Raw genomic sequence first — 23138 nt, forward strand, 5'->3', positions numbered from 1 at the left:
CGTGACCGGGCGCTCACCCCTTCGCCAGCGAGTCCGCGATCCGGGCGATCCCGTACTCGAAGGCGCGCTCGACGTCCCCGCCCAGGTTGAACGCGTCCGCCAGCTCCATGCTGACGAAGCCGTGCGCCCAGGCGGTGATCGTGCGCGCCGCCTCCAGGGCCTCCTCGGGGCCGGCCAGCTCCGCCGCGACCCGCAGGACGGGGGCCGCCGCCATGGCGAACAAGCCGACATCCGGCTTGCCCGCCCCGGAGTCGGCGAAGACCAGGCGGTAGCCGGCCGGGTGCGCGTGCGCGAACGCCCGGAACTCCCGGCACAGCTCCCGCAGGTCCGCGCGGGCGTCCCCGCCGACCGGCACCGCGTCGAACCGCTCGCCCAGGTCGCGGATGGCGGCCTCGGTGACCAGCCGGACGAGGTCGTCGCGGTTGCGCACCCGCTTGTAGAGCGACGGCGCCCGCACGCCGACGCGCGCGGCGACCGCCTGCATGGTCAGGTTCGCGAGCCCTTCGCGCTCCAGGATGTCCCGGGCCGCGGCGACGATCTCCGCGAGCGAGGTCCGTTCGGGCGTCGGCATCCGCACTCCTCCGGTCGGCGATGGTGTCATCCCATCATAGCTATGGACATTAGCCATGATGGCTATGTACCGTAGCCATCACCACCGCCCCACCGAGGAAGAGGCACCGTCGTGAAGCTCGGCAGCCACCTGCACCGCATCGGCAACGACATCGTCGCGGTCCACCTGGTCGTGACCGACGAGGGCGTCACCGTCATCGACGCCGGGCTGCCCGGCCACTGGCGCGAGCTGACCGCCGAGCTGGCCGCGCTGGGCCGTGCCACCGGCGACATCCGCGGTGTCGTGCTCACCCACGGCGACAGCGACCACCTCGGCTTCGCCGAACGCCTGCGCCGCGACCACGGCGTCCCGGTGTACGTCCACGCCGCCGACGCCGCCCGCGCCCGGGGCGAGACGAAGAGCAGGGCCTCCGGGGGCCCCGTGAAGCTGGGCGCGACGGCCCGCTTCCTCGGGTACGCGGCCCGCAAGGGCGGCCTGCGCACCACCTACCTCACCGAGGTGGTCGAGGTGGCGGACGGCGACGTGCTCGACCTGCCGGGCGCGCCCCGCGTCATCGGGATGCCCGGCCACTCGCCCGGCAGCATCGCCGTCCACGTCCCCGCCGCCGACGCCGTCTTCGCGGGCGACGCCCTGACCACCCGCCACGTGCTGACCGGCAGGCTCGGCCCGCAGCCGGCCCCGTTCACCGACGACCCGGAGCAGGCCCTCGCCTCGCTCGACCGGCTGGCCGACGTCGACGCGACCTGGCTGCTCCCCGGCCACGGCACCCCGTGGGACGGCGGCCTCGACGAAGCGGTCCGCCGGATCAGGGCGACGGCCGCCACCGAACCGAAGGCCCGCTGAGCAGGCCCCCGAGCGCCGCGGGCCTGCCGGCTACCAGGACAGCAGCGCCGAGGCCCAGTGCATCCCCCGCCCGTTCGCGGCCAGCGCGACCAGGTCGCCGGCGGCGGGCTCGCCGGACTCGTGCAGGGCGGCCAGCACGAACAGGTGGTCCGCGGCGCCGAAGTGCCCGTGCCGGGTGGCCCAGTCCAGGTTCGTCCGCTCCGCCGGCACCCCGACCAGGTCGGCCTGCTCGGTCAGCACGCGCGGGTTGTCGTTGAGCAGCACCAGCCAGCCCAGGTCGTCCTCGGTGACGCCGGCCCGCTTGCACGCCCGGTGCACGGCGCGCGCGGTCCGGTCGTTGATCTCCTGGGCGAAGGCGCTGAAGCGCTCGGTGTCGTACTCGAAGTGCTGCATGACGTCCCACGCGTCGCGCGTGGTGGGCGGCTCGGCGCCGGCGGTGAAGGGCGCCGCGGCGCCGCCCACGTCCATGCGGAAGAAGTCGGCGTAGCGGCCGTCGGTCTCGGCGTGCGAGGCGAGCCAGCGCAGCGAACCGGCGTGGCGGGTGGCGACCGCCGCGGCGGCGCCGTCGGAGAACAGCAGCGAGTTGGTGTCCAGTCGGTTCCAGTAGGTCTCGGCGGTGCGGTTGGCGCCGATCACCAGCGCCGTCCGGTGGTCGGGGTGGGTGGCGAAGCGGCCCGCCACCGTGTCGAACGCGGTGACGCCGCCGACGCACCCCTGGTCCACCAGCACCGCCTCGGCGCGGCGCAGGCCCAGGCGGTGCGCCACGGCGGCCGCCGCGTCCCAGTACAGGTACTCGGTGATGTCGGTGACCGCCAGGACCAGCAGGTCGACGTCCCGCGCGGCCACGCCCGCGCCGGCCAGGGCCGCGCGCCCGGCCTCGGCGGCCAGGTCGGTCAGGCCGACGCCGGCCGGTGCGCGGTGGATGTGGTCGTAGCCGTAGCCGAGCACGCGCTCGACGTCCTCCGTGTACTCGGCGACGACGTCCTTGACGGCGACCTCCTCGCCGAACGCCGTGCCGAACGCGACCATGCCGTACGCCACCGAGACCTCCCGGGCTCACCCGACCAGCTTCTCCAGGCGGTCCGGCCTGCGCAGGCCGTCCGCGACGAACTTCAGGAAACCGACCGCGTCGGTGCCGTTGACCACGCGGTGGTCGTAGGCCAGGCCGAGCACGACGACGGTGGCGGCGACCGGCGCGCCGTCCTCCAGCACCACCCGCTCGCGCAGGCCGCCGACGGAGAGCATGCACAGCTGCGGCCACATCACGATCGGCTGGACCAGCAGCACGTCGTCGTCCGTGTTGAGCGACACCGTGATCGCGCCGCCGGTCAGCTCGGACGAGGTGAACTCCGCGCGCCACGCCTTCATCCGGAAGTCCATCATGTCGTCGGCGACGTCCGCGATGGACCGGCCGGCGCAGTCGCGGACCACCGGGGTGAACAGGCCGCGCCCGGCGTCCAGGGTCACGGCCACGTCGGCGGTGTCGACCAGCGCGACCGTGCGGTCGTCGACGAGGCTGCCGAACAGGTGCGGGAAGTCGGCGTGCGCCGAGCCGACGGCCTTGACCACGACCTCGGCCAGCCCCACGTCGGCGCCGGTCTCCTCGGACAGCCGGCGCAGCCGCTCCAGCAGCTGGTCGACCCGGACCTCGACGGCGGTGAACGCGGCGGGCACCTCGCGGTGGGCGCGGCTGACGACGGCGGCCGTGCCCTGCTGGACCCGGTCGAGCGCGTACGTGCGGGGCGCGGGGACCGCGGCGACCGGGGCCCGGGGAGCGAGCACCCGCGGGACGGGCTCGCGGGGCGCGGGCACGGCGGGCATGACGGGCGCGGCGGGCACTGCCCGCGCGGCACCCGGGGCCACCACCTCGGCGATCAGCGCGCCCACCTCGACCTCGGCCCCGGACGGCACGACGATCCGCAGCACCCCGCCGTGCTCGGCCTCGATCTCCTCGATCGCCTTCGACGTCTCCAGCTCCACCAGCGGCGTTCCGGGCTCGACCACCGCGCCGTCCTCGACCAGCCAGGCCGCCACCAGGTACGTCGCGTCGTTGTTGTTCAGCTTCGGCGCGGTGACGGGCACCCCGGCCAGCGGCGCCGCGCCGGGCACGACGGCCTCCGGCGCGGCAGCGCCCTCCCCGCGCACCTCCAGCGCGGCCACCACGGCGTCGACGATGTGCCGCTCCCCCAGCAGCACCCGCTCCTCCAGGTGCCGGGCCGTGGGGATGATCGAGTCCGCGGACGACAGCCTCAGCACGGGCGCGGCCAGGCGCGACCACAGCCGCTCGTGCAGCACGGCCGCGACGTCCGCGCCCCACGTGCCGCCGGCCGTGCTCTCCTCCGCCACCACCACGAGCCCGGCCGCGGCCACCAGCTCCAGCACCGGCGCCACGTCCAGCGGGTACAGCAGCGCGGGCACCAGCAGGTGCGCGGTCACGCCGCGCTCGCGCAGGGCGTGTGCCGCGGCGAGCGCGCGGTGCGCGACCCCGCCCGGGCACAGCAGCACCACGTCGGCGGGCGCGCCGTCGACGGGCGTCACGTGCGCCCAGCCCGGTGCCGCCCCGACCAGGGAGAAGCGGTACGACGCGTCGACCACGCCGTCCCGGTGGAGCCGCCGCGTGTAGAGGACCTTGTCCTCGAACAGCATCGCGGGCCCGTGGTCCAGCGCGTGCGCCACGAGCGGGTACGCGTCGTGGAACGGGGTGGTCTCGTAGAGCGAGAGGTTGGGGATGCCGAGGAAGTGCTTCTGCACGCTCTGGCTGTGCGTGGGGCCGTAACCCCGGTTGCCGCCCACCGGGCAGCGGAACAGCACGCGCATCGGCTTGCGCTTGCCGTACATGGTCACGGACTTCGACACCAGGTTGAGCACCTGGTCGAACATGAGCGAGGCGAAGTCGCCGAACATCGCCTCCACCACGACCTGGTCGCCGGCCAGCGCGAGGCCGCCCGCGACCCCGGCGATCCCGGCCTCGCTCAGCGGCGTGGCCAGCACCCGGTCGGGGTGCGCGGTCGACAGGCCCTTGGTGACCTTGAACGCGCCGCCGTACGGGTCGAGCACGTCCTCGCCGAGCAGGTACAGGTCGGGGCGCTCGGCGAACAGCCTGCGCAGCGCCGAGTTCAGGTTCTCCACCACGCGGGGCGGGAGGGCGGTCACGGCGTGACCCCCTTGCCCACCAGGACGTCGCGCAGCGCCCGCACGGACCGGCAGGACCGGGCCTCGCGCGGGGTGAGGCGGACGCCGTAGGTCTTCTCGACGCCGACCACGATCTCCATGTGCCGCAGGCTGCTCCACGCGGACGTGGTCGCGCTGCCCGTCTCGTCGTCGACCTCGTCCGCCGGGACCCGCAGCACCGCCGCCACCAGGCTGACCAACTCGCTCACCGCGACACCCCCGCCTCGACCAGGTCCGCCCACTCCGCGGGCGGACGCGCCTCCACCTCCGCCACCACCCGCTCGACCTCGGCCCGCACCCGCTCGTCGACGGCCCGGAACCGCTCGCCGAGCGAGGCGGCCAGCTCGCCGTACCAGTCGGCCGCCCGCAGCGCCTCGACCTCCTCGGGCGACCGCGTGTCGTCACCCTTGCTGTGCGGGCCGAGCCGGCGGGTGGTGAACTGCACGACCGCGGGCCGGTGCTCGTGGCGCACCCGCGCCACCACCGGGGCGAGCACCGACCGGATGGCGGGCACGTCGTGCGTGGTGATCTCGACGAAGTCCACGCCGAACGCCCGCGCCCGGTCCCCGATGGTGCCGGCCAGCTGCGCGCCGGTCGGCGTGGACTGGGCGATGCCGTTGTGCTCGACCACCACGAGCACCGGCACCCGCCACAGCGAGGCCATGTTCAGCGCCTCGTACACCGAGCCCTCGCCCCAGGTGCCGTCGCCGATGTAGGCGGCGGCCACCCGGTTCGCGCCGGTGCGCTTGTAGTGCAGGGCCAGCCCGACGGCCAGGGGCAGGCTCTGCCCCTGCACGCCGGTGGACAGGAACCCGTCCCGGTGGACGTGCTGGCTGCCGCCGACGCCCGAGCACACGGCGCCCGCCCGGCCGGTGATCTCCGCGAGCAGGCCGGCCGGGTCGCGGAAGCTCGCCAGGTAGTGCCCGTGCCCGCGGTGGTTGCTGAGCACGAAGTCACCGTCGAGCAGCGGTGCCAGCGCCACCGGGACGTACTCCTGCCCCAGGCAGGTGTGCGTGGTCCCGTTGACCTTGCCCTCGCCGAACACGCGCAGCAGGGCCAGCTCGAAGTGCCGGATGCCGACCAGCAGCTCCACGTCCTCGTCCGACAGGGCGTTCATGGTCAGGACGCCTGCCGCAGGACCATGTCGCCGATGGAGATCACGTACTCGTCGGTCGGCTCGTCGTAGCGGATGGTGTACTCGGTCGGGTAGTAGCCGCCCTTCTGGTACGCCTTGGGCTGCTTGACCGGCGCGACCACGTTCGGCTTGGTCAGCAGGAACTTCCGGGTGGCCAGCGGCTCCAGGAAGATGTGCTTGCCGTCCCACGAGCCGTTGACGAAGACCTCGGTGAACTCCGGCTTGCCGGGCCCGAACTCGCGGGTCTTGTCCAGCCAGTGCAGGCCCATCTTGGCCACGGTCTTCTCCACCGGGTCGCCGGGCTCGGGGATGTAGTCCTCGGCGACGTACTTGTCGTCCAGCAGGTGGGTGGCCTTGGCGGGCTCGGCCTTGGGGTCGATGGTCATCGCCTCGTTGGCGTCGACGGTGTAGAAGTGGAACGCGATCTGCGGCTCGCCGAAGATCTCGGCGGGCTTGCGGCCCTTGGGGTACCAGTTGACCATCGCGTTCTCCACGACGGTCGGCCCGGCCTCCTCGGGGAAGGTCACCATCCAGTGCGTCGGGGTCTCGCCCTGCGGCAGGCCGTTGAGCGCCGCGGCGGTGACCCGGATGCCGACCTCGGTGGGCTTGCCCTCCTTGTCGACGGTGACGTAGGGCTTCATCATGCCCAGGCCCATCGCCACGGTGTCGCCCAGGACGGTCAGGTTGCCGTCGCCGTCGGTGCTGGCGCGGCTGGGCGCGCACGCGGCGATCCCGGCCGCGGCGGTGCCCGCCGCGAGGACCAGGGCGAGGCCGCGGCGGGCTCGTCTGCGTGAGGTGGTCATGGGAGCCTTCCCCTCTTTCAGTTGGTGCCGTAGACGGAGATGTGCCGGAGGTCGCCCGGCGTGTAGTCGGCCTTGCGCCAGTCCGAGTAGCGCTCCAGCAGCCGCAGGCCGGCCTGGTCGGCCATCTCGTCCAGCTCGGCCGCGGTGTAGTAGCGGAACTTCACCGGGTACAGCTGGATGCCGTGCTGGCTGAGCAGGACGTTCTGGATGCTCAGCAACTGCTGCTCGGGCTCGCGGATCGCCGCGCTGAGCACCACGTGGGTGACGTCGAGCAGCGACGTGGTGACGTACTGGTCGTGGGTGAAGCGGGAGTCGTCGACCTCCATCGTCTCCACGACCAGCCGGCCGCCGTCGGCGAGCTGCTTGCGCGCCGACTTGAGGAACTGCCGCTGCGCGTCGGCCTCCAGGAGGGCGCCGAACGTGCCCTGGGCGAGGTAGACCAGCGAGAACTCCCGGCCGAAGTCGACGTCGTTCATGTCGCCGACGGCGACGGTGATCTTGTCGGCGCCCGGCTTGGCCAGCAGCTGGTCCACCATGTCCTGGCTGATGTCGACGCCGTAGAGCTCGACCCCGGAGGCGGCCAGCGGGAGGCCGATGCGGCCGGTGCCGATGCCCGCCTCCAGCACCGGGCCGTCCCCGGCGACGCCGCGCAGGAAGTCCACGATGCCCGCCACCTCGACCGGGTCGTCGTTGACGATGTCGAACACCGCAGCGATGGCCTCACCGTACGATTCCGCGGAATAGTGCTGCATGCTGCGTCCCCTTACGTTCTCGGTGGCCCTGCGCTTCCCCTCCGAAGTGTTCGCGCGGGGAGTCTCAGACGTCTCTCGACGCGTACCGCCGCGCGGGCTCGCCGCACCACCGGCGCAGCGCGTCCGCCAGCTCCGGGCCCGCCTCGGGGCCGGCCCAGGCGACGTAGCCGTCCGGGCGCACCAGCACGACCGCCGGGCAGCGGCGGGCGATCGGCTCGACCAACTGGGCCTCGCGGACGCGGTCCGACCACTCCCCGGCGGATGCGCCGATCAGCACGAACCGGCCGTCCCGGAAGCACTCGTGCAGCCGGCCGCCGACCACGGGCCGGTCGGGCACCCGGCGGCCAGCCCACGCGCCGCCGTCGCCGCGGGGGTAGGACAGCGTCAGCCCGGCCAGGTGGGCGAGGTTGAGCCGCTGCAGGGCCTTCACCCGGACGAGCTTGGTCACCACCCAGCGCACCAGCCGGGCGCCGACGCCGTTGGACGTCTCGAAGCGGAACGACAGGTCGGTCTTGCGCAGGGTCTCCGCCGCGATCGGGTAGCGCTCGGCCTCGTAGCTGTCGAGCAGGCCGGGCGGCGCCCAGCCCTCGATCTCGGCGCGCAGCTTCCAGCCGAGGTTGATCGCGTCCTGGATGCCGGTCTGCAGGCCCTGGCCGCCCGACGGGATGTGGGTGTGCGCGGCGTCGCCGGCGAGCAGCACGCGGCCCACCCGGTAGCGCTTGGCGTGCCGCTGGGAGCTGCGGAACCTCGACAGCCACACGGGGTCGTGCGGTTCGACGTCCACGCCGAGGATGGCGGTGCAGCTCTCGCGCAGGTCCTCCAGCGACAGCGGCAGGTCGGCGGGCAGCTTCATCTTCTCGTGGTCGAAGACGATGACCCGGTAGGTGTCGTCGCGGAACGGGAACACCGCGACCATGCCGCGCCTGGTGATGCGCGCGTACGCCGGTGGCGAGGGCGGGTTGCGCAGCCGGCAGTCGCCCATGATCACGGAGTCGTCGTAGTTCCAGCCGTCGAAGTCGACGCCGACGGCGGCGCGGACGGTGCTGTTGACCCCGTCGCAGCCGACGAGGTAGTCGGCGCGCTCGGACGTGGTGGTGCCGTCGGGGCCGCGCACGTCGACCTCCACCCCGGTGTCGTCCTGGCGCAGCGCGACCACCTCGACGCCGGGGCGGATCACCGCGCCCGCGCGTTCGGCGGCCTCCTGGAGCACGCCCTCCGTCCGGTGCTGCGGGATGATGAGGCTGAACGGGAACGGCGTGTCCAGCAGGCCGTAGTCGAGGTACGTCCCGTCGCCGACGGGCGGGTTCGGGCACGGCCTGCCGTGCTCCAGCAGGCCGTGCGCGCGGCCCCGCAGGTCCAGCAGCTCCATGGTCCGGGGCTCCATCGTGAACGCCCGGGACAGCTCGGCGCGCCGGGAGCGCTTCTCCAGGACGTGGCACTCGATGCCCGCCTCGGCCAGTTCCGCGGCCAGCGCGAGGCCGGTGGGCCCCGCGCCGACGACGATCACCCTCGGTGCCAACGCGATCACTCCTCAGTCGGTGGGGTCCGGTAGTGCAGCCGCATGTCCGCGGACGTCTCCAGGAGCCGGGCGAGCGGTCCCGCCGCGATGACGCGGCCGTCCTTGAGCAGCAGCACCTGGTCGGCGCGTTCGAGCACCGCGGGCCGGTGCGACACGGCCAGGCACGTGGTCGAGGTGGCGAAGATGCGCCGCCACAGCTCCTGCTCGGTCTCCACGTCGAGCGCACTCGACAGGTCGTCCATCACCAGCAGCGCGGGTTCCCGCGCGAACATGCGGGCGGCGGCGGTGCGCTGGACCTGGCCGCCGGACAGCCGCACGCCGCGCACGCCGATCTCGGTGTCCAGCCCCGCGTCCAGCCGGGCCAGGTCCGGTGCGAGCACGGCGGTGTGCACGGCCCGCTCGACCCGCCCGTCGTCCGGCAGGCCCAGCAGGACGTTCTCCCGGACCGAACCGGACAGCAGGACCGGGGTCTGCGGGGTGTAGGCCACCCGGGGCGGCACCATGAAGTCGCCGGGGTCCTCGACGCGCTCGCCGTTCCAGCGGATCTCGCCGCCCTGCGGCGCGTACAGGCCGAGCACGGCGCGCAGCAGGGTGGTCTTGCCCGAGCCGACCTCGCCGGTCACCACGGTCACCGTGCCCGGCTTGATGGTCAGCGACACGTCCCGCACGCCGCGGGTGGTGCCGGGGAAGACGTGGGTCAGCGACCGGACCTCCAGTTCCCGCAGCGGTTCGGCCCGGGGCACCGGGGCGGGCGGCGGCGGTTCGGCCTTCAGGTGCAGCGGGTGGTGGTCGACCAGCGTCATCGGCCGGGCGCCCTGGAGCAGTTCCGCCGCGCGCACGAACGACACCCCGGACTGCTGGTAGGTCCGGACCAGGTAGCCCATGAAGTACGTGTACTCGGCGACCTGCATGAGGTAGGTGGCGAACAGCACGAAGTCGCCGGTGGTGAACTCCCCGGAGCGCATCCGGGCGCCCGCGACGAGCAGCACGAGCCCCGCGCCCAGGCTGGCGGTGCTGTTGAACACCGAGTCGATGGCCAGGCTCTGCACCCGGTCGCGGATCATGGCGCCCTTGCGCACCCGGTTGTCCGCGCGGAGCCGGTCGACGACCTCCTCCCGCTTGTCGGCGGCCTTGATCGCGCGCACCGCGGTGACGATCTCGCCGATGGTGCCGGTGACCCGGGCGGTCGCCTCGCGGCTCTGCTCGCGGACCCGGTAGGCCCTGGCCCGCGCCAGCTGCGCCAGCGCCAGCACGACGGCCAGCGGCACCATCACGATGACGGTGGTCCGCACGTCGACGCTGAGCAGGATGGCCAGCCCGCCGACCGCGAAGGTGATGCCCGACAGCATGTCGAAGCCCCAGCCGCCCATCAGCGCGATGGCGTCGCTGTCGTCGCGGACCGTGGACAGGCTCTCGCCGACGGTCTTGGGCATCGCCTGCGCGCCGGGCAGCCGGAACACCCGGTCGAGCAGGTTGCGCTGCACCAGCCCGCGGGCCCGCAGGTACCAGCCGGCCCACGCCGCGGTGGCGCCGACGATGGCGGTGCACCGGGCGAGGCCGCCCGCGACCACGATCGCCACGACCGTCCACACCGTCAGCCCCGGCGCCGCCCGGCCCTCCAGCACGTCGAACAGCAGCTTGCCCAGCACGCCGGGCAGCAGCGGCCACAGGTGGAACACCGCCCAGCCGGCCGCGGCCAGCAGGTAGCGCCACGGGCTGTAGGTGATCAGCCGCCACAGGAACGCCAGCGTCGGCGGCACCGCGCCCGCCTGCCCCGACCGCGACGCGGCCGGCCGTTCGTCCACTTGGCCCGGCGCGCTCATCGCAGCACCTTCCCGATCCGGTGCAGCTCGGCCAACCGCGATCCCGGGTCGCCGAGCAGGTCCGAGGTGGCGCCGCTCTCCACGACGGCGCCGCCGTCCAGCACGAGCACCCGGTCCGCGCGCAGGATGGTGTCGAGCCGGTGCGCGATGACGATCGCGGTCCGGCCCGCCAGCATCCGGTCGAGCGCCCGCTCCACCATCGCCTCGGTGACCAGGTCCAGCCTGCTCGACGGCTCGTCCAGGATCACCAGGCCCGGGTCCCGGAGGAACACCCGCGCCAGCGCCAGCAGCTGCGCCTGCCCGGCGGACAGCGTGCCCGGCGCGATCCGCGAGTCCAGCCCGGCGGGCAGCGTGGCCAGCCACGGCCCCAGCTCCAGCTCGTCGAGCACGGCCAGCAACCGCTCGTCGGTCACCGCGCCGTCGAAGAAGGTCAGGTTGTCCCGCAGGGACGCGTCGAAGACCTGCACGTCCTGCGTCACCAGGCCGACCTGCGCCCGCAGCGACGCCAGCGTCGCCTCCCGGGTGTCGACCCCGCCCAGCAGCACCCGGCCCCGCCCCGGGTCGTACATCCGGGACAGCAGGTGCGCGATCGTGCTCTTGCCCGCGCCGGTGCGCCCGACCAGGCCGAGCACCTGGCCCGCGGGCACCTCGAACGACAGCTCCTCCATGATCGTCTTGCGCTCGCCGCCGTCGCCCGCGTACTCGAAGCCCACCCGCTCGAACCGCACCGACAGCGCGCCGGGCGGCAGCGGCCGCGAGCCGTCCAGCACGGTGGACCGCTCGCCGAACAGCTCGGCGATCCGGCGGATCGCGGCACCGGCCTGCTGGAGCTTCTGCACCTGGAGCCGCAGCACCTCGATGGGGGTGGTGAGCATGGTGGCGTAGGCGACGACCAGGTAGGCGCCGGAGAACGACACGGTCCCGTTCTGGTAGAACACCCCGGCGTAGCCGAAGGCGAACGCCATGCCGGCGGTGAAGACCAGCGACAGCACCACCCAGATCGCGCTGCCCCACGTCTCGGCGCGCACCTTCACCGGCAGCCACGCCCGCAGCCGCCGGTGGAACCCGGCCATCGCGTGCCCGGTGGCGCCCGCCGAGCGCAGGTCCTCGGTGGCCCGCAGCGACTCGCTGACGTAGCCGAAGAACCGGGCGCTCTGCTCGCGGTCGTCCTCCCACTTGACCGTGGCGATCGCGGCGACCCTGGTCAGCGCGACCAGGCCGACCAGGGTGATCGCGGCGAAGGTCAGCCCGATGCGCCAGTCCAGCACGGTCAGCGCGGTCAGGATGCCCAGCACCAGCAGCACGCTGCCGACCAGGTGCACGATGAGGCTGGAGAAGAACTCGGCCACCTCGTTGACGTCGCCGTCGATCCGCTCGATCAGCTCACCGGGCGACCGCGACTCGTGGAAGCCCAGGTCCAGGTCGAGCACGTGCGCGGTGAGGTCCTCCCGGGCCGCGTTGGTCGCCGTCCAGGAGACGCGCTCGCTCGCGTAGGCCGCGACGACCCGGCCGACCTGCCGCCCCGCGGCCACGCCCAGGAACAGCAGCGCGATGCCCACCAGGGTGCCCTCCGCCGCGCCCAGCCGCACGGACTCGATGAAGTGCGCCACGATCCGCGGCTCGGCGACCTCCAGGAGGATGGAGACCAGCAGCAGCACCACCATGACCACCACGCTCGCCCGCTGCGGCCCGAGGTAGGCGCGCAGCAGGCTGCCGTGGGTGACGGGCCCCTCCCCCGGCCGCGCGCTCACGGTCGCCCGCGGCGCCGCAGCACCGGGTCGAGCGCGAGCGCGCCGGGCCCGAACAGGGCCAGCAGCAGGAACGTCCAGCCGAACACGGGCGTCAGCTCGGCGCCGTCGGGCACCGGGACGTCGGCCGGGAAGCTCACCGCGAGGTGGGAGTACGCCATGGAGGCCGCGGCCACCAGCGCGGCGGTGCGGGTGCGCAGGCCCAGCAGCACGAGCACGCCGGCGGCCACCGCGACCACCGACGCGCCCAGCCACGGCCAGGCCGGGCCTGCGGTGCCGGAGAGCGCGCCGACCAGGCCCGCACCCCCGTGCAGGACGAGCAGGGACGACATGACGACCCGGAACGCGGCCAGGGTCGCGGCCCGCGCCCCCGGTCTGCTGCCCGGCGGTGCTCCGATGGCGGTCATCTCTGAAGTCCTCTCGGGTGTGGGCGTTCGGGGTGGGGGTTCAGGCGTCGTCGAGCCCGTAGCCGTCCAGGCACCGGCGGGCCAGCGCCGCGTACGCGTCCGGGTCGCCCTCCCGCACCAGCGCGGGCAGGTACACGTGCGGCGACCCGTGGTAGAACCGCTCGTACTGGTCGTGCCGCCCGGCGAACTCGCTGCCCAGCGCGTCCCAGGCGAGCTTGAGCAGCTTGATGCGGGCCTCGGCGTCGTGCCCGGGCGACCGGACGTACTTGCCCAGCAGGGCCGACACCTCCGGGTGCCGCAGGTCCCGGACGGACGCCGGGAGCTGGATCAGCCCGCCACCGGCGAGCAGCTTGACCTCGTTGAGCACCTTCGGGTACAGGTCGGGCCCGATGGCGAGCTGCGCGCAGGACATCTCCCGGTTGGGCATCACCGCACCGCTCCCGCCGGGCACCGCCTCGGCGCCGTCCTCGATCGCGACCGCGACGGCCTTGGCGGTGTTGACCCAGGCCATCAGCTTGCCGATCTGCATCCGCACCGGCGGCAGGTCGTAGGTGTTGTTGGCCCGCGCCACCAGCACGGCCACGCCGGCCAGGAACTCCAGCTTCGTCCACAGCCGGATCGCGCCGTGGTGGACGAAGCTCACGAACGCGGGCGTCCGCCAGAACTGCTGGTGGCACACCTCGGGCTCGCGGTAGGCGAAGACCCGGTCCCAGGGCACGAACACGTTCTCGAAGACCACCAGCGCGTCGTTCTCGTCGAACCGGCTCGACAGCGGGTAGTCGAAGACGCTGGTGGCGCGCCCCTCGTAGGAGGTGCGGCTGACGAACTTCACGCCGGGCGCGGACACCGGCACCGAGAAGCTGACCGCGTAGTCGGCCTCGGCCGGCGCCATCCGCTGGGTGACGCCGACCAGGATCTCGTCGGCGAACGCGGCGGCCGTGCCGATCATCTTCGCGCCGCGCACCACGATCCCGTCACCGCGCTCGGCCACCACCCGCAGGCACAGGTCGTCCTCCTCCTGCTCCGACGGCGGCCTGGTCCGGTCGATCTGCGGGTTGACCAGGGTGTGCGCCTGGTACAGGTCGTCCTGGGCCATCCGCCGCCAGTGCGCGAGCACGTTGGCCGAACCGTCGAACTCCCCGGCCGAGAAGACCTCCGGCACGGTGGCGAACCCGGCCACGGCGGAGGCCATGTAGTCCGGGGAGCGGCCGAAGAACCCGAAGGTGGCCTCCGACCAGAGCTTGAAGGCACGCCCCTTGGCGCGCAGCTCCTCCTTGCTCCGCGGGATCTGGTGCGCCCGCAGCACGCGCCCCTCGCCGTCCGGGCCGGGCACGGTCAGCGCGTCGGCGTGCGCCGGGTCGTGCGTCATGTCGTACAGGTCCGCGATCGAGCCCACCGAACGCCGGAACGCGGGGTGGGTCGTCACGTCGTCGACCAGCTCGCCGTCCAGCCAGATCACCCGGCCGTCGCGCAGCGATTCCAGGTACTCCTTGCCGGTGCGCGTCATCGCGGTGCCTCCAGCAGGCTCAGAGGGGGTGCGGCGGGGACCAGGCCCTGCATCGGCGCGCGGGCCTTGAGCAGCATCTCGTCGAACTCGTCGACCGGGTCGGAGTCGAGCACGATCGCGCCGCCCGCCCCGATGCAGAGGCGGCCGCCCTCGGCGACGGCCGTGCGGATGACGATGTTGAGGTCGGCGGTGCCGTTGCGGTCGAGGAAGCCGATCGAGCCGGAGAAGATGCCGCGCGGGGTGTCCTCCAGCCGGTCGATGATCTCCATGGTGCGCAGCTTCGGCGCCCCGGTCATCGAGCCGCCCGGGAAGCACGCCCGCACGCAGGCGATCGCGTCCACGTCCCCGCGCAGCGTGCCGCGCACGGTGGACACGAGCTGGTGCACGGTCGCGTAGCTCTCCACGGCCATGTACCGGGGCACGTGCACCGAGCCGACCTCGCACACCCGGCCCAGGTCGTTGCGCAGCAGGTCGACGATCATCAGGTTCTCCGCGCGCACCTTCGGGTCCTCGGTGAGCCGGGCGCGCAGCACCTCGTCCTCGACCGGGTCTGCGCCGCGCGGCGAGGTGCCCTTGATGGGCTTGGACTCCACCGTCCGGTCGCGCGTCACGCGCAGGAACCGCTCGGGCGAGGAGCACAGCACCGAGACCTCGCCCAGGCGCAGGAACGCGGCCTGCGGCGCGGGGTTCGCGCGGCGCTGCACCAGGTACAGCTCCAGCGGGTCCATGTCCAGCGGCAGGGTCGTCCTGGTGGTCAGGCAGATCTCGTAGCTCTCGCCGGCGTGCAGCTGGCGGCGGCACGCCTCGACGTCGTCGAGGTAGGACTGCCGCTGCCGCACCAGGCCCGGCCCGGGGTCGTAGCCGGGTACCGGGGCCCGCCGGGACTCCGGCAGCGGGACCAGGTCGGCGAGCACGCGCTCGGTCTCGTCCAGCCACCGGTCCGCGGCGGGGTCGTCGGCCGAGCGGGTCAGCGCGACCAGGTGCGTGCGGTGCAGCTCGTGGTCGACGACGACCAGCCGGGTGGTCGACATCCACACCGCGTCGGGCGTCGCGGCGCGGTGCCGGTTGGGCGAGCCCAGCTCGCCCTTGAGCTCGTAGCCGAAGTAGCCCACGTAGCCGGCGGCGAGGTCGAAGGGCAGGTCGGGGGCGTCCGCGACGGGTTCGGCGAGGCGGGCGCGCAGCACGTCGAACACCGAGTCCTGGCCGTCGTCGACGCGGTGGGTCAGCACCTCGCCGTGCGGCCCCTCCGGCGCGCCCAGGAACGAGAAGCGCGACAGGCCCGGCTCGACCCGGCTGCTGTCCAGCCAGAACGCGTGGTCGAGGTGGGCGAACAGGGCGGTGAAGGCGGCGGCCGCGTCGACCTGGCGGCCCAGCTCGCGGTGGCGCACCCGCCACGGCGGCGCCGCGGGCACGACCGGGGCCGGCGCCACCGCGCGCGGCGCGGGCACCACGACCGGGGCGCCGAGCGCCCGGCCCTGCTCGGCCAGCGTCTTGGCCGCGACCCGGCCGAAGTTCTCGATCAGCGCGGCGCCGTGCTCGGAGGCGATGGACTCGGGGTGGAACTGCACGCCCCACATCGGCCGCTCCCGGTGCCGCAGCCCCATCAGCACGCCGTCCTCGGCCCACGCGGTCGGCTCCAGCACCGGCGGCAGCCCGTCGGCGGGCACGCACAGCGAGTGGTAGCGCACCGCCACGAAGTCCTGCGGCAGCCCGTCGAACAGGCCCGAGCCGTTGTGCCGCACGCGCGTCAGGTGCCCGTGCCGGGGCCGGGGCGCGCCCACCACGTCGGCACCGGCGAGCAGCGCGATCGCCTGGTGCCCGAGGCACACGCCCAGCAGCGGCACGCTGGTGCGCCGCAGCACGTCGCGCACGGCGCCCAGGTCCCGGTCCCGGGCCGGGTGCCCCGGACCGGGCGAGACGACGATCGCGTCGAAGTCCTCGACCGCCAGCCCGTCCCACCGCTCGTCGTCGTTGGTCACCACCACCGGCGGCGTGCCGTAAACCTCGGCCATCAACTGGAAGAGGTTGTAGGTGTACGAATCGTGGTTGTCGATGAGCAGTGTGCGCATACAACCCCCATTTCGGCCGGAATGTCTGGTGCCCCTCGTCGCAGTAAATGGGACCTGTTCTGCGCGAACAAGACCGCAAGAGCGGGCTGAGAGCGGTCGAAGACTATTTCGACGGCGCGCGATTACTAAAGTGATAACGGCGGCGGCTAGCTTTCGGTTCGCCAGATGTCGAGCAACCGGAGAGTCTCATGACCACAACGGCAATTCCCTCCCAGAGCACGAACGGCCACCCGGTCGGCCAGGCGACCGCTCCCGCCACCGCCGAGGTGCCCGTCTCCCTGAGCGCGAGCCCCGCCCTGCTGGGCTTCCCCGCGTTCGCGATCTCGGCGCTGTCCCTCGCGCTGTTCCTCACCGGCTTCAACCAGACCACGATCCCCAGCACGCTCGCCGCGCCGCTGCCGATCATGGTCCTGGCCGGCCTGCTGCTGCTGGCCTCCGCCGCCTGGGCGGTCCGCCGGAACGAGGGCGTGTACGCCTCGATCTTCGGCCTGTTCGGCACCTTCTGGCTCAGCTTCTCGGGGCTGGTCCTGGGTCTGCTGAACGACTGGTTCGGCAAGCTCCCCGAGCCCGCCCAGCGCGGTGCGCAGGCCAACTTCCTGCTGATCTGGTTCGTGACCATGGTCGTGCTGACCTTCGCCACGCTGCGCCTGCAGAAGGTCTACACGATCCTGTTCGTGCTGATCGACTTCTCGTTGATCACGCTGTTCTCCGCCGTGAGCATCGCCCGGCCGGGCGCGGGTGGCGACCCGTTCATCCTGCACCCCGGTGTCGCGGCGCTGTTCATCATGCCGGTCGTCGGCATGTACCTGTTCGCCAGCGCGGTGAACTCGGCCCTGGGCGGCAAGCCCTTCCCCATGGGAAAGCCCTTCGTGAAGCGCTGACCCGATCAGTGCACCACAGGTCTGAGAAAGCTGCACCGGTCGTCTTGCTCGGTCCCGGCGGCGGAGGACCCGCCGCCGGGACCGAGGGGGATCGAATCCCCTGAAGTGCCAAGCCGAAGCACACGTGATCCAGAGGTGGAAGATGAACGGACTGACCCGTCGAGGATTCCTGGCCGGTACGGCCGCCGGCGGAGCGAGCCTGGTGGCGGGGACGTCGGTCGCGGCCGCGGGCCCGACCGCCTACGGCGCGTGCGGTTTCGGCCCCGCCACGATCCCCGCGGGCGACCCGCGGTACAAGAGCATCCAGCAGGCCCACAACACCCGCTTCACCGGCACCCCCGACTACGCCAAGGTGGTCGGCACGCCGCAGCAGGTCGTCGACGCGGTCGGCGAGGCCGTCGCGGCGGGCAAGCGCATCGCCGTCCGGTCCGGCGGGCACTGCATGGAGAACTTCACCACCACGCCGGACATCAAGGCGCTGATCGACCTGTCGCAGCTCGACGAGGTCTACTACGACGAGTCGCGGCGCGCCTTCGCGGTCGAGCCGGGCGCCACCATCGGCAAGGTCGCCGAGACGCTGTTCAAGGGCTGGGGCCTGATGATCCCCGGCACGGGCTGCGCGGCCGTCGGCGTCGGCGGGCACATCCCCGGCGGCGGGTACGGCTTCTACTCCCGCCGGTACGGCATCACCGTCGACCACCTGCACGCCGTGGAGGTCGTCACGGTCGACTCGGGCGGCACGCCCAGGCTGGTCACCGCCACGCGCGAGCCCAACGACCCGAACCGCGACCTGTGGTGGGCGCACACCGGCGGCGGTGGCGGCAACTTCGGCGTGGTCACCCGCTACTGGTTCCGCACGCCGGGCGTCACCTCCACCGACCCCACCAGGCTGCTCCCCAGGACCGGCAACCAGCGCGCCCGCATGGTCATGTGGTCCTGGGACTCGATGTCGGAGCAGGCGTTCATCCGGCTGATCCGCAACTACTGCAACTGGTTCGAGCAGAACAGCGGGCCGAACTCGCCCAACAACAAGATCTGGGGCACCCTGTTCGCCAACCACGCCTCGGCCGGGACCATCGGCCTGCTCGCGGGCATCGAGGACACCGTCCCCGACGCCGAGGCGATGCTCAACGCGCACTTCGACGCGATCACCACCGGCGTCGGCGTCCCCCCGATGTCGGACTTCGGCGAGGTCACCTCCTGGCTGGACCCGCGCAACTGGGTCAGCGACCCGTCGGGCAGGCAGAAGAACAAGACCGCGGACCTCCGCAAGGGCTACACCGACCAGCAGATCTCCACGATCTACCGGTACCTCACCGACACGAACTACTCGAACCCCAACGCGCTGGTGAACATCACCGGGTTCGGCGGCCGGATCAACGCCGTGGCACCCGACGCGACCGCCGCCGTGCACCGCGACTCCATCCTGCGGGTCTACTTCACCGCGGGCGGCTGGACCGGCGAGTGGGAGGACGAGACCCACATGACGTGGGTGCGCAACCTCTACCGCGACGTCTACGCCGACACCGGCGGCGTCCCCGTGCCCAACGCCATCAACGGCGGCGCGTTCATCAACTACGCCGACAGCGACCTGCTCGACCCGGCCTGGAACACGTCCGGGGTCCCGTGGCACGCCCTGTACTACGGCGCCAACTACCCGCGCCTCCAGCGGATCAAGAAGCGCTACGACCCGCGCCACGTGTTCAAGCACGGCATGTCCATCGTGCCCGCCTGAGCCGCGCCCACCTGAACCTGCACCACGGGAGTCCCAACGCACAAGGAGCCGCCATGTCCGAAACACAGCCCGTCGCAGGCCGGGCCGACCGCATCAGGGGCCGCACCGCGGTCGCGCTGGCCGTCGTGGTCAGCTTCTGGGGGCTCATCCTGGTCGACGAGATGGTCGTCAACATCTCGTTGGCGCAGATCGCCGAGGCGTTGCAGCTGACCCAGACCGAGCTGGGCTGGGTGGTCAACGCCTACCTGCTGCCGTTCGGCGGCCTGCTGCTGCTCGGCGGGCGGCTCGGCGACATCCTGGGCAAGCGCCGGGTGTTCCTGGTCGGGATGGCGCTGTACTCGGTGGGCTGCCTGGCCCGGGCGGTGGCGCCCGACGCGTGGCCGCTCATCGCGGCCAGGGCGGTGCAGGGCACGGGTGCGGCGCTGGCCACCCCGTGCGTGCTCGCGCTGATCCTGAACACGTTCGCGGACGGCCCGCTGCGGCGGCGGGCGATCGGCGTCTACACCATCGCGGGCGGCACGGGCGCGGCGGTCGGCCTGCTGGTCGCGGGCGCGCTCGGCGCGCTCGGGTCGTGGCAGCTGCAGATGCTGCTGGCCGGCGGGATCGGCCTGGTGCTGCTGGCCGTGACGCCCGCGGTGGTCGCCGAGACGCCGCGGCAGTCGGGGCGGTTCGACTTCCCCGGCGCGCTGGTCTCCACGATCGGCCTGGTGGCGCTGGTCTACGCGTTGGCCAACTCGCAGAGCGGCGGCTGGCGGACCGGTCCGGTGATCGGCTGCTTCGTCGGTGCCGCCGTCCTGCTCGGGCTGTTCGTGGTGATCACCAGGCGGACCAGGGACCCGCTGCTCGACCTGGGCCTGTTCACCGAGCGGCGCCGGGTCGGCGCCTACCTGGCGCTGCTGCTGATGCCGGGCGCGCAGATCGGCATCTTCTTCTTCCTGGGCCAGTACTTCCAGATGGTGCTCGGCTACACCCCGATGACCGTCGCGCTGGCGTTCCTGCTGGTGTCGGTCGGCATGGTGGGCGCGGCGGGCCTGGCCGCCCGGTTGGAGCCGAGGCTGGGCGCCCGGACCGTCATCGTGCTCGGCGCGCTGATGCTGCTCGGCGCCAACCTGTGGCTGACCAGGCTGGGTGCGGGCGACAGCTTCTGGACCGCGGTCCTGCCGTCGCTGCTGCTCGTGGGCGCCGGCCTGGCGTTCACCACCATCCCGGCGACCATCCGCGCCACCGCGGGCGTGGACGACGAGGGCTCGGGTTCGGCGTCCAGCGTGGTGAGCGCGGTGCAGAACGTCGGCTCCTCGCTCTCGCTGGCGATCATCGTGGCGGTCGCGACCACGGCCGGCGCGGCCGCGGCCGCCAACCCACCCGCCGACGTGCCCGCGGAGGCCGTGGAGGGGTTGGTGTTCGAGGCGTCGATGACGGCGAGCTTCGCCACGGGTGCGGCGTTCTCCCTCGCCATCGCCCTGGTGTCGCTCCTCGTGGGCGGGCGCAACCGCGCCGCCGCCCCGCCGGCCGCCGCGCCGGCACCCGGGCGCGAGGTGACGCACACGACCGCGTGACCCGGTTGCGGGCACGGCCCCGGCGGCGCCTCCCCGCCGCCGGGGCCGTGCTCGTGCGCGTCGGCGGGGGGACCGCGGCCGCGGGGAGCCGCGGCTCAGCCGCCTCCGCGAGGGCGGCGTCGCCGCCGCTCGTGCCGGGACGGGGGCCGCGATCGGTGCGGCGGCAGCGGCCGGCTCAGGACCTCCTCGGCCGCCCGCACCAGGGGGTGCCCCCCGCCGAGGACCGGGCGGGCGGCGGCGAGGAAGTCGCGCATCCCCTGGCGCCCACCGGGGTCGCCGCGGTCCGCCAGGTCCAGGTACGCCAGCTCGAACACCGTCTGGAGCGTGTCGGGGTGGGTTTCGCCGCACACCCGGCGCTGGACGGCGAGGGCCTTGGCCAGTTCCGACCTCCCCTGGTCGACGTCGCCCAGCTCCACCAGGGCGCCGGCGAGGTTGCACCGGCAGACCAGCATGCCGGGGTGCGCTTCGCCGTAGACCGGGAGCCCGAGGTCGAGGATCGCGCGGTAGTGGTCCGCGGCCTCGGCGCACCTGCCCGAGCGGCGCAGGGCCACGGCCAGACCGCTGCGGACGGCCAGCGTGGTCTCGCCCCTCTCGCCCCACATGCGCTCACCGGCGCGCAGCATGGGCCGGAACTCCCGGACCGCCGCGGCGGCCTTTCCCTTCGCGGCGAGCACGTCGGCGTACCCCTGCCAGACCACGAACGTGCCGTTGTGCTCCGCGCCGAGCACCCGGCGGAAGGCGCCGAGCGCCTCCCGGTACTCGGCTTCGGCCTCGTCCAGGCGCCCCTGGAAGAAGAGGGTCTGGGCGATGCCCTGCCAACAGGCCAACGCGCTCTCGTCGTCCGGCCCGTGCTCCCGGAGGGCGACCTCCCTCGTCTCCCGGTACACCCGCTCGGCCCTGGACCAGTGCCGCTGGTCGGCGATCCGGCCGGCCAGCGCCTGTCCGGTGCGCAGCGTTTCCAGGTGGCCCTCGCCGAGCACCCGCCGCTGGAGCTCCAGCAGTTCCAGCAGCTCCGCCTCGGCCCGGGCGGGCGATCCCCGGTGGCCGCGCACGGTCACCAGGTCGACCTTGGCGGCGAGCGTGTCGGGGTGGTGCTCCCCCTGGACCTCCTCCAGCACCTCCACGACCACGCGGGAGTCGGCGGCGGCCTGGTCCAGGTCGCCGACGGCCCGGCGGAAGAGGATCGCCGCCCTGGCCGCCCCGATCGCGCACCGCACCGCATCGGCGGGGACCCGGTCGAGGTGGGCCCGGCAGAGGTCCAGCGCCGCCTCGGCGTGCGTGGCCAGCGCGGACCACCGGGACCAGTTCGCCGAGTTGAGGGACAGCCCGGAGGCCGCGTCGACCAACCGGGCCAGGGCGGCGGCGTGCTGCTCGGCACCGGGTTCGGCGCCGACGTGCCGGCGGTTGGTCTCCCGGATCAGGCGGTGCAGGCCCACCGCCTGGTCGCCGCGGTCGACCAGGCCCAGGTCGAGCAGCGCCCGCAGCAGCCGCGCCAGCGCGTCCGGGGTGATCGACGCCCACATCGGCACGGTGGCCAGCAGCGCCGCGTCGAGCAGGTCCACCGGGATGGGGGCCGGGCCGAAGCAGGACAGCAACCGCAGCAGCGGGCGGGCGAGGTCGTGGCCGCGGCTCGCCAGCAGGTCGAGCGACAGCTCCCAGGTGCGGGTGATCAGCTCGCGCTCGTCGCGCTCGTCGTCGTGGTCGCCCGGCGGTGCGTCGAGCAGGGCCGGCCGCTCGTCCAGGGCCGCCAGGTAGTCGGTGAACGTCCGGGGCGCGGTGGTGCCCGGCACGCGGAGCACGTCGTCGCTCATCGCCAGGTAGCTGCCCGCCAGCCGCAACGCCAGCGGCAGGCCGCCGAGCCGGTCGCCGAGCCGCTCGGCGTCCGGCGCGCCACCCGCCCCGGGGCCGGCCAGGTCGATCAGCACGCGACCGGCGGCCGGGACGTCGAGCGGGGCCAGGCCGCGCAGGTCGCTGCCGCGCGGCCAGGCCGACGGGTTGCCCTGCCTGCTCGTGACGACCACCAGCCCGCCGCCGGGGGCGGGGTGCCTCAGCCAGCCGGTGCCGTCCGCCACGCGACCCCCGCCGGCCAGGGAGCGCACGTCGTCCGCGTTGTCCACCACCAGCAGCCACCGGCCGTCGCGGGCGTTGAGCACGCGCCACAGCAGGTCCGGCGCGCTGCCCCGGTTCGCCCACGCCATCTCGACCTCGCCGAGGTCCGCGCCGGACCGGAGCGCCACCTCGCGGAGACCGTCGGCCAGGGCCTGCCCGTGGTGGGCCGACACCCACCACACCGGCACGCCCCGGTCGTCGGCGTGACAGGCCAGCCACAGCGCGAGGGTGCTCTTGCCGTACCCGCCCGCGCCGTGCAGCACGACCAGCCGGCCGGGCGGGTCGTCCAGCAGGCCCGCCAGGTCGGCCGAGAGCGCGTCCCGGCCGCGCAGGTGCCCCGGCAGCCGCGCCCGCGGCGGCGTCACCGAGACCACGCCGGCCCCGCGCCCCTCGGGCAGCTGGAAGTTGTACAGGTCGCGGCCGGCTTGCTGGACCTTGCCCCCCGAATACGCCCATGCCGACTGCGACACCGATGGCCACCCGGCGTCAGCCACGCGCACCCCCTCACC

At 73.6% G+C, this 23138-nt stretch carries 18 protein-coding genes; 4 read left to right on the top strand and 14 right to left on the bottom strand.

What is annotated here, in order from left to right; all coding sequences use genetic code 11:
* Positions 1-13: 13 nt before the first annotated feature.
* A complete protein-coding gene (locus EKG83_RS30775; RefSeq protein ID WP_033432029.1) occupies positions 14-571 on the bottom strand; it encodes a TetR/AcrR family transcriptional regulator in 558 nt (185 codons plus the stop codon).
* A gap of 111 nt (positions 572-682) precedes the next feature.
* Between EKG83_RS30775 and EKG83_RS30780 the strand changes: the two genes are divergently transcribed.
* Positions 683-1414 (top strand): MBL fold metallo-hydrolase, encoded by a 732-nt coding sequence (locus tag EKG83_RS30780; RefSeq protein WP_033432030.1) that lies wholly within the window; start codon positions 683-685, stop codon positions 1412-1414.
* Between the two features lie 30 nt (positions 1415-1444).
* Here the strand turns inward: EKG83_RS30780 and EKG83_RS30785 are convergent, their stop codons facing one another.
* The 12 genes from EKG83_RS30785 to pabB all read right to left on the bottom strand — a co-directional run bounded on the left by EKG83_RS30785 (position 1445) and on the right by pabB (position 16348).
* Positions 1445-2455 carry a 3-oxoacyl-ACP synthase III family protein gene (locus tag EKG83_RS30785; RefSeq protein WP_033432031.1) on the bottom strand — a complete coding sequence of 337 codons (1011 nt, stop codon included), beginning with the start codon at positions 2453-2455 and terminating at the stop codon, positions 1445-1447.
* Positions 2456-2470: 15 nt separating this feature from the next.
* Positions 2471-4567: a 2-oxo acid dehydrogenase subunit E2 gene (locus EKG83_RS30790; protein ID WP_033432032.1), complete on the bottom strand. Its 2097-nt coding sequence runs from the start codon at positions 4565-4567 to the stop codon at positions 2471-2473.
* Positions 4564-4794, bottom strand: coding sequence for an acyl carrier protein (locus tag EKG83_RS30795; RefSeq protein ID WP_033432033.1), 231 nt, complete (start codon positions 4792-4794; stop codon positions 4564-4566). Before EKG83_RS30795 ends, EKG83_RS30790 begins: the two co-directional genes overlap by 4 nt.
* A complete protein-coding gene (locus EKG83_RS30800; RefSeq protein WP_051766178.1) occupies positions 4791-5702 on the bottom strand; it encodes a thiamine pyrophosphate-dependent dehydrogenase E1 component subunit alpha in 912 nt (303 codons plus the stop codon). Before EKG83_RS30800 ends, EKG83_RS30795 begins: the two co-directional genes overlap by 4 nt.
* 2 nt (positions 5703-5704) lie before the next feature.
* Positions 5705-6523, bottom strand: a complete 819-nt coding sequence (locus tag EKG83_RS30805) for a DUF5602 domain-containing protein (protein WP_033432034.1) — start codon at positions 6521-6523, stop codon at positions 5705-5707.
* A gap of 17 nt (positions 6524-6540) precedes the next feature.
* The gene (locus EKG83_RS30810) at positions 6541-7230 is read right to left on the bottom strand and encodes a class I SAM-dependent methyltransferase (RefSeq protein WP_194282952.1); all 690 of its coding nucleotides are present in this window, start codon (positions 7228-7230) and stop codon (positions 6541-6543) included.
* A 109-nt stretch (positions 7231-7339) separates the two neighbouring features.
* On the bottom strand, positions 7340-8794 hold the full coding sequence (locus EKG83_RS30815; RefSeq protein ID WP_211269147.1) for an FAD-dependent monooxygenase: 1455 nt from the start codon (positions 8792-8794) through the stop codon (positions 7340-7342).
* A gap of 5 nt (positions 8795-8799) precedes the next feature.
* Positions 8800-10617 (bottom strand): ABC transporter ATP-binding protein, encoded by a 1818-nt coding sequence (locus tag EKG83_RS30820; protein WP_084716607.1) that lies wholly within the window; start codon positions 10615-10617, stop codon positions 8800-8802.
* The gene (locus EKG83_RS30825; protein ID WP_051766181.1) at positions 10614-12368 is read right to left on the bottom strand and encodes an ABC transporter ATP-binding protein; all 1755 of its coding nucleotides are present in this window, start codon (positions 12366-12368) and stop codon (positions 10614-10616) included. The genes EKG83_RS30820 and EKG83_RS30825 overlap by 4 nt, the downstream gene beginning before the upstream one ends.
* Complete coding sequence (locus tag EKG83_RS30830; RefSeq protein ID WP_051766182.1) at positions 12365-12772, bottom strand: hypothetical protein; 408 nt, start codon at positions 12770-12772, stop codon at positions 12365-12367. The genes EKG83_RS30825 and EKG83_RS30830 overlap by 4 nt, the downstream gene beginning before the upstream one ends.
* 40 nt (positions 12773-12812) lie before the next feature.
* On the bottom strand, positions 12813-14279 hold the full coding sequence (locus EKG83_RS30835) for a 4-hydroxyphenylacetate 3-hydroxylase family protein (protein ID WP_033432036.1): 1467 nt from the start codon (positions 14277-14279) through the stop codon (positions 12813-12815).
* The gene (pabB, locus tag EKG83_RS30840; RefSeq protein WP_051766183.1) at positions 14276-16348 is read right to left on the bottom strand and encodes an aminodeoxychorismate synthase component I; all 2073 of its coding nucleotides are present in this window, start codon (positions 16346-16348) and stop codon (positions 14276-14278) included. The genes EKG83_RS30835 and pabB overlap by 4 nt, the downstream gene beginning before the upstream one ends.
* A gap of 188 nt (positions 16349-16536) precedes the next feature.
* Between pabB and EKG83_RS30845 the strand changes: the two genes are divergently transcribed.
* From EKG83_RS30845 to EKG83_RS30855, 3 genes are all read left to right on the top strand, one after another.
* Positions 16537-17229, top strand: coding sequence for a GPR1/FUN34/YaaH family transporter (locus EKG83_RS30845; protein WP_033432037.1), 693 nt, complete (start codon positions 16537-16539; stop codon positions 17227-17229).
* Positions 17230-17371: 142 nt separating this feature from the next.
* Positions 17372-18964 (top strand): FAD-binding oxidoreductase, encoded by a 1593-nt coding sequence (locus EKG83_RS30850; protein WP_033432038.1) that lies wholly within the window; start codon positions 17372-17374, stop codon positions 18962-18964.
* A gap of 53 nt (positions 18965-19017) precedes the next feature.
* The gene (locus tag EKG83_RS30855) at positions 19018-20520 is read left to right on the top strand and encodes an MFS transporter (protein ID WP_033432039.1); all 1503 of its coding nucleotides are present in this window, start codon (positions 19018-19020) and stop codon (positions 20518-20520) included.
* A gap of 95 nt (positions 20521-20615) precedes the next feature.
* On the opposite strand, the gene EKG83_RS49860 is transcribed toward EKG83_RS30855, so the two are convergent.
* Positions 20616-23099, bottom strand: coding sequence for a tetratricopeptide repeat protein (locus tag EKG83_RS49860; protein WP_033432040.1), 2484 nt, complete (start codon positions 23097-23099; stop codon positions 20616-20618).
* Positions 23100-23138 lie beyond the last annotated feature (39 nt).

It is taken from the genome of Saccharothrix syringae, from assembly GCF_009498035.1.
Classification (GTDB): Bacteria; Actinomycetota; Actinomycetes; order Mycobacteriales; family Pseudonocardiaceae; genus Actinosynnema; species Actinosynnema syringae.